This window comes from Aeromonas sp. S16(2024) (assembly GCF_041403065.1).
Taxonomy (GTDB): Bacteria; Pseudomonadota; Gammaproteobacteria; order Enterobacterales; family Aeromonadaceae; genus Aeromonas.
In genome coordinates this window covers 20,584-27,332 of record NZ_JBGLQX010000037.1, presented here as the reverse complement: position 1 = coordinate 27,332, position 6,749 = coordinate 20,584, and the positions used below count along the sequence as shown (strand labels likewise).

The 6,749-nt window shown below is 62.3% G+C and carries 5 protein-coding genes; all 5 read right to left on the bottom strand.

What is annotated here, in order from left to right; genetic code table 11:
- Positions 1-443: 443 nt before the first annotated feature.
- A complete protein-coding gene (gene cysC / locus ACB030_RS19265) occupies positions 444-1,037 on the bottom strand; it encodes an adenylyl-sulfate kinase (protein ID WP_371162026.1) in 594 nt (197 codons plus the stop codon).
- Positions 1,038-1,086: 49 nt separating this feature from the next.
- Entirely contained in the window at positions 1,087-2,811 is a 1,725-nt protein-coding gene (locus tag ACB030_RS19260; RefSeq protein ID WP_371162024.1) for an SLC13 family permease, read from the bottom strand.
- Positions 2,812-2,815: 4 nt separating this feature from the next.
- Complete coding sequence (cysN, locus tag ACB030_RS19255) at positions 2,816-4,255, bottom strand: sulfate adenylyltransferase subunit CysN (protein WP_371162022.1); 1,440 nt, start codon at positions 4,253-4,255, stop codon at positions 2,816-2,818.
- Between the two features lie 24 nt (positions 4,256-4,279).
- Positions 4,280-5,188, bottom strand: a complete 909-nt coding sequence (gene cysD, locus ACB030_RS19250) for a sulfate adenylyltransferase subunit CysD (RefSeq protein ID WP_106885853.1) — start codon at positions 5,186-5,188, stop codon at positions 4,280-4,282.
- A 108-nt stretch (positions 5,189-5,296) separates the two neighbouring features.
- Positions 5,297-6,727 (bottom strand): siroheme synthase CysG, encoded by a 1,431-nt coding sequence (cysG, locus tag ACB030_RS19245; RefSeq protein WP_371162020.1) that lies wholly within the window; start codon positions 6,725-6,727, stop codon positions 5,297-5,299.
- Positions 6,728-6,749 lie beyond the last annotated feature (22 nt).

The window sequence follows — 6,749 nt, the reverse complement described above, 5'->3', positions numbered from 1 at the left end:
AAGCGTCGATGGACATGAAATGGTTCCCGAAAAGGGAGCATAAGATCATAACCCGCGACATCGGTCAAATCATGTAAATGTGCTCAATAAACGTTCGCGATCTCGCCCTGGGAGCTAATGCAGTAGTAAATGTCCGTCTTGTTTCCAGCTCTTATCGCGTGCAAGGCTCGCAGTGGGAAGTCACATATGTGGTGGCTTATGGTGATGCAGTGAATGCCGAATGAAAAATGCTTTAACAATGCGTTTTTGTGTGAGGATTCGCTGCGGTGCGGCTTGCACCACATAGCTTAAACGTTAGCCAGAGGATATTTAACATTTTGGGCATCATATAATATGCTCCATTAAGCCGTTAATCAGTGACAACAAGAAAAATAATTGGAAATAAATAAACAAGAGGGGCATACGCCCCCTTGCTTATCAATCATCCGCCCAGACAATACACCTTAATCGATCAACCCCCGCAGCCTTAGAGCAGTCAGCAGCTCCTCCACCAGCACTTCCACCGGCTTACCGGCGTTGAGCAGGTGGATTTCCGGCTGCTCGGGTGCCTCGTAGGCGGAGTCGATACCGGTAAAATTCGTGATCTCCCCGGCTCGCGCCTTCTTGTAGAGCCCTTTCGGGTCGCGCTCTTCACAGATGGCGAGCGGCGCATCGACAAATACCTCGACAAATTCGTCCGGCCCCAGGAGGCTTCGTACCAGTTCCCGCTCGGCACGGAACGGCGAGATAAAGGCAGTGAGCACGATAAGGCCCGCATCCACCATCAGTTTTGCCACCTCGCCGACCCGGCGGATATTCTCCTGACGGGCGGCGTCATCGAAGCCGAGATCCCCGCACAGGCCGTGGCGCACATTGTCCCCATCCAGCAGATAGGTGTGCTTGCCTTGCGCCGCCAGCGCCTGCTCCAGGGCCCCCGCCAGGGTGGATTTGCCCGCTCCGGAGAGCCCGGTGAACCAGATCACCAGGGGCTTCTGCCCCTTCTGTTCAGAGCGGCTCTCTTTGTCGACGGCATGCTCATGCCACACGATATTGCTCATTCAAACTCCTTGCGAGGCATCAGGGCCCCAAAACGAAGAGGGTTGCGCCTTAAAACGGAAACAGCAGGGGCACCATGACGATCACCCCGATGCTGTAGGCCAGGGAGACAGGCACCGCCAGCTTGAGGTAATCCGGCATCTTGTAGTTGCCCGCCGCATAGACCATGAGGTTGGTCTGGTAGCCGTAGGGCAGTATAAAGCTGGAGCTGGCCCCAAACAGCACCGCCAGGATAAACGGCATGGTGGAGACGTCCATGCTGAGCGCCAGCTGGTAACCCATGGGGAAGGCCAGGGCCGCGGCGGCGTTGTTGCTCATCAGCTCGGTCAGCACCAGGGTAAACAGGTAGATGCCGATAAAGGCGATGATGGGGCTGGAGCCGTTGAACTCCCCCATCAGCCAGTCGGCAATCAACCTGGCCAGCCCGCTCTTCTCCAGCTGATCGGCGATGGCCAGCGCCCCGCCCACCACCAGCCAGATGTCCAGCGGAAAGCGGCGGCGGATCTCGTCCAGGGTCAGGATGCGGGTCAGCAGCAGCGCCACCAGCATCAGCAGCAACCCCTTGAACAGCGGCACCAGATCGAAGACCGACAGCGCCAGCACCCCGAGAAAGCCCAGCACCACGGCGGCGCTGCGCTTGCCATCGAGCCGGGTGGAGGCTTCCAGCCCGCTCACCACCACGAACTCCCGGGAGAGGGACTTGTTGCCCGCAAACTTGGGGCCGGGTGCCAGCAGCAGGGTGTCCCCCGCGTGCAGTTCAATCTGGCCGAGGCCGCCGGTGAGCTGGGTCTCGCCCCGGCGCACCGCCAGCACCACAGCATCGAAGTGGGTACGAAACTCCGCATCCTTGATGGTCTGCCCCACCAGCCGCGAGCTGTGGCTGACGATCACCTCCACCAGGTGCTGGCCGTTGAGCCGGTGCTGGCCGTAGAGATCCAGCCCCTTGAGCTCCTGCAGCACGCCGACGCTCTCCACGTCGCCGCAAAACAGCAGCATGTCCCCCTCGTGCAGCTCGTGTTCCGGCTGCACCGGGCAGATCACCTGGTTGCCGCGAATGATCTCGGCGAGATAGAGGCTTTTGAGGCTGCGCAGGCCGTTCTCCTTGACGCTGCGCCCGGCCATGGGCGAGCCGGCCCCCACCTTGGCCTCGAGAAAGTAGCCGGATTCCCGGCTCATCTCGGTGTCCTGCTCCGGCAGATAGCGGGCAAACAGCAGCACGGCCGCCAATCCTGTGAGCAGAGTGCCCCCACCGACCATAAAGAAGTCGAACATGCCGAGCGGCTCGGCCCCCATCTTGATGAGGAAGCTGTTGACGATGAGATTGGTGGAGGTGCCGATCAGGGTCAGCACGCCGCCAAAGGTCGCCGCGAAGCACATGGGCAGCAGCAGCCGGGAGGGCGCATGGTTGGGGTTGCGCTTGACCGCCCCCAGCATGGAGGCCACCACGGCGGTGTTGTTGACGAAGGCCGACAGGAAGGCGGTGGAGAACCACACCTTGACCAGCACCTTGTTGAAGGAGCCGGTGCCCACCAGGTTGGCGAACCAGCTCATGATCCGGGTCTTCTCCACCGCGAGCGACACCAGCAGCAGCAACACCAGGGTCAGCAGGGCGCTGTTGGTGTAGCCCGCCACCACGGCGTTGATGTCCGCCAGGCCGCTCAGGTAGGTGATGAGCACGGCGCCCGAGAAGAGCAGCGCCGGCCGGAGTTTGCCCTGGATCAGCAGGGCGACGAGGGCAGCCAGCAGACCCAGCACCAGGGATTGTTGCCAGGTCATGGGCTTACTCCTTGCCGGAATCGTTGCTGATGGTCAGCGCCTGCCAGTGGGGGAAGTGCTTGCGCACCAGAGCGTTGAGCTCCACTTCGAACTCGCTGTACTGCCCTTTCACTGCCTTGGCCGCCAGCCCTTCCACTATCATGCCCGCGCCCACGGTGACGTTGGTCAGACGGTCGATCAGGATGAAGCTGCCGGTATCGCGGATCTCCTTGTAGGGGTCGAACGCCACCGGGTCGGTCAGGCTGAATTCACACAGACCGATCTCGTTGAGCTTGAGCTCGGAGGCATCCAGCTCGTCCAGCTTGTTGATCTCGATGCGGTGGCGGATGGCCTCCACCTGGCCGCGGCTCTTCTTGGTGGCCAGCTTGACGTCGTAGACCCGGCCCGGTTGCAGGGACTCCTCCCCCATCCAGACGATGTGAGCCAGCAGATTCTGGGTCACCTGGGGCTTTTTCGCCGCATCCACCAGCAGGTCACCCCGGCTGATGTCGATCTCGTCCGCGAAGGTGACGGTGATGGCCTGACCCGGCAGGGCGTACTCCAGATCCCCGTCGAAGGTGACGATGCGGGTGACTGTGCTCTCCTTGCCGGACGGCAGCACCGCCAGCTTGTCGCCGACCCGCAGGATGCCGGAGGCCAGGGTGCCCGCGAAGCCACGAAAATCGAGGTTGGGGCGGTTCACGTACTGCACCGGCAGGCGCACCGGGTGACACTCCAGCTCGCGCTCCGCATTTTGTATCACTTCGGCAGACTCCAGCAGGGAGAGCAGGGTCTCGCCCTGGTACCAGGCCAGCTTGTCGCTCTGGTTGACCACGTTGTCACCGTCCAGGGCCGAGACCGGCACTATGTGGATGGTGTCGACGCTGAGCTTCCTGGCGAATTCGCGGTATTCGGCACTAATGCGCTCGAACACCTCCTGGCTGAACTCCACCAGATCCATCTTGTTGACCGCCACCACGAACTGCTTGATGCCGAGCAGGCTCGCGATAAAGCTGTGGCGACGGGTCTGATCCAGCACGCCTTTGCGAGCATCGATCAATATGATGGCGAGATCGCAGGTGGAGGCGCCGGTGGCCATGTTGCGGGTGTACTGCTCGTGGCCTGGGGTATCCGAGATGATAAATTTGCGTTTCGCCGTAGAGAAATAGCGGTAGGCCACGTCTATGGTGATGCCCTGCTCGCGTTCGGCCTGCAGGCCGTCCACCAGCAGTGCCAGATCCAGCTTCTCGCCGGTGGTGCCGAGCTTCTGGCTGTCGGACTCCAGCGCCTTCAACTGATCTTCATAGATCTGCTGGGAGTCGTGCAGCAGGCGGCCGATGAGGGTGCTCTTGCCGTCGTCCACGCTGCCGCAGGTGAGAAAGCGCAGCAGGCTCTTGTGCTGCTGGGCGTGCAGGTAAGCTTCAATGCCCTGTTCGCTGATGGCGGTCTGAATATGGTTGTTCATGATGCGATTCCTTAGAACATTTTTTTAGAAATAGCCCTGACGCTTCTTCTGCTCCATGGAGCCGGCCTGATCGTGGTCGATGAGCCGCCCTTGCCGCTCGCTCGAGGTGGTGAGCAGCATCTCTTCGATGATCTCGGGCAGGGTGGTGGCATTGGATTCGATGGCCCCGGTCAACGGGTAGCAGCCCAGGGTACGGAAGCGCACCAGCTCCTGCTTCACCTCGTCTTCCGGGCCTATGGGCATGCGCTCGTCATCCACCATGATCTTGATGCCATTGCGCTCAACGACCGGGCGATGGGCGGCAAAGTAGAGCGGCACTATGTCGATGTTCTCGAGATAGATGTATTGCCAGATATCCAGCTCGGTCCAGTTGGAGAGCGGGAAGACCCGAATGCTCTCCCCCTTGTTGACCTGGCTGTTGTAGACGCGCCACAGCTCGGGTCTCTGGTTCTTCGGATCCCAGCGGTGGGACTTGTCACGGAAGGAGTAGACCCGCTCCTTGGCACGGGACTTCTCCTCGTCGCGGCGGGCGCCGCCAAAGGCCGCATCGAAGCCGTATTTGTTGAGCGCCTGCTTGAGCCCCTCGGTCTTCATGATGTCGGTGTGCTTGCCGCTGCCGTGTACGAAGGGGTTGATGTCCATGGCAAGGCCATCCGGGTTCTTGTGGACGATAAGATCCAGCCCGTACTTCTTGGCGGTCTCGTCCCGGAACTTGATCATCTCCTTGAACTTCCAGTTGGTGTCCACATGCAGCAAGGGGAAGGGGATCTTGCCCGGGTAGAAGGCCTTGCGGGCCAGGTGCAGCATGACGGAGGAGTCCTTGCCGATGGAGTACATCATCACCGGGTTCTCGAACTCGGCGGCCACCTCGCGGATGATATGGATGCTCTCGGCTTCCAGCTGTTGCAGGTGTGTCAGTCTTTCACGGTCCATGTCTGGGTCCTCGGTTCATTGCTATCGCGCCTGCTCGGGGCGCGGTTCTGGTTCAGTTCGGTGCCGCCTTGGCCGCACCGTCAAATCGGTTGCTGTCGCGGCCTGCCCTCAGGCCAGGCTCACCAGCTTGAGTTCGTGGTGGCTCGCCTCTGCCTCGGCCCGCTCACCACCCTGCTCGCCAAACCAGGCGAGCTGCTTGCGCAAGGCCACCACCTCGCCGATGACGATGAGGGACGGGCTCACCGCCTGCTGGGCCAGTTCCGCCAGATCGTCGAGGGTGCCGGTCAGCACCCGCTGCCGCGCCGTGGTGCCCCGCTCTATGATGGCGATGGGGGTGGCGGCGCTTCGGCCATGCTCCACCAGCTGCAGCTGGATGTGCTCGGAGCGCATCAGCCCCATGTAGATGACCAGGGTCTGGTTGGTGGCCGCGAGCTGCTGCCAGTCGGGCTCCTTGCCCTCCTTCTGGCAGTGGCCCGTGATGAAGACGGCGCTCTGGGCATGGTCGCGGTGAGTCAGCGGAATGCCCGCATAGGCGGTGGCACCGGCGGCAGCCGTGATGCCGGGCACCACGGAGAAGGGGATGCCCTCCTCTGCCAGCACTTCCAGCTCCTCGCCGCCGCGACCGAACATGAAGGGATCCCCCCCCTTGAGCCGCACCACCCGGTTGCCCGCCCTGGCGTACTCCACCAGCAGGCGATTGGTCTCCTCCTGGGGCACGCTGTGGGCACCGGCCTTCTTGCCGACCGACACCAGGGTGGCATCGCGGCGCACCAGATCCAGGATCTCCGGGGAGACCAGCTGGTCATAGAGCACCACTTCGGCTTGCTGAATTTGTTGCAGCGCCTTGAGGGTCAAGAGGCCAGGGTCCCCCGGGCCCGCCCCGACCAGCACCACTTCCCCCACTTCGGTCTGGGCCTTGTCGAGCCCCTCATTGAGCCAGTTCTCGGCCCCCTGCCAATCGGCTTTCTCGATCAGACCGGCCAGGGTGTTGGAGGCAAAGGCGCGCTCCCAGAAGCGACGACGATCGGAGAGGGAGGCCAGCACCCGCTTGGCCCGGCTGCGCACCCGGCCGGAGAGCTCGGCCAGTCCGCCCAGATGGCGGGGCAGCAGGCTCTCGAGCCGCTCGCGCAACAGGCGCACCAGCACGGGGGCCTTACCGCCGCTGGAGACGGCCACCATGATGGGGCTGCGATCGATGATGGAGGGGAAGATAAAGCTGGAGCGCTCGGGGTCATCCACCACATTCACAAAAAGCCCGAGCTGATTGGCGCTCTGGTAGACCAGGGCGTTGACCTCGAGGCTGTCGGTCGCCGCCACCACCAGGATCTGGCCGGCCAGATGGGCCGGCTCGAAGCGTGCCGCCAGATGGGTGAAGCGACCGGCAAATTCATGGAAGTCGGGCTCGAGCTCGGGAGAGACCAGGGTCAGCCGGGCACCTGCCGCCAGCAGCAGGCGCGCCTTGCGCAGGGCGACCTCGCCCCCGCCCACCAGCAATACCGGGCGGCCTTCCAACTTGGCAAACATAGGTAAATAATCCATCAGGCCCACTCCTCGGCATACG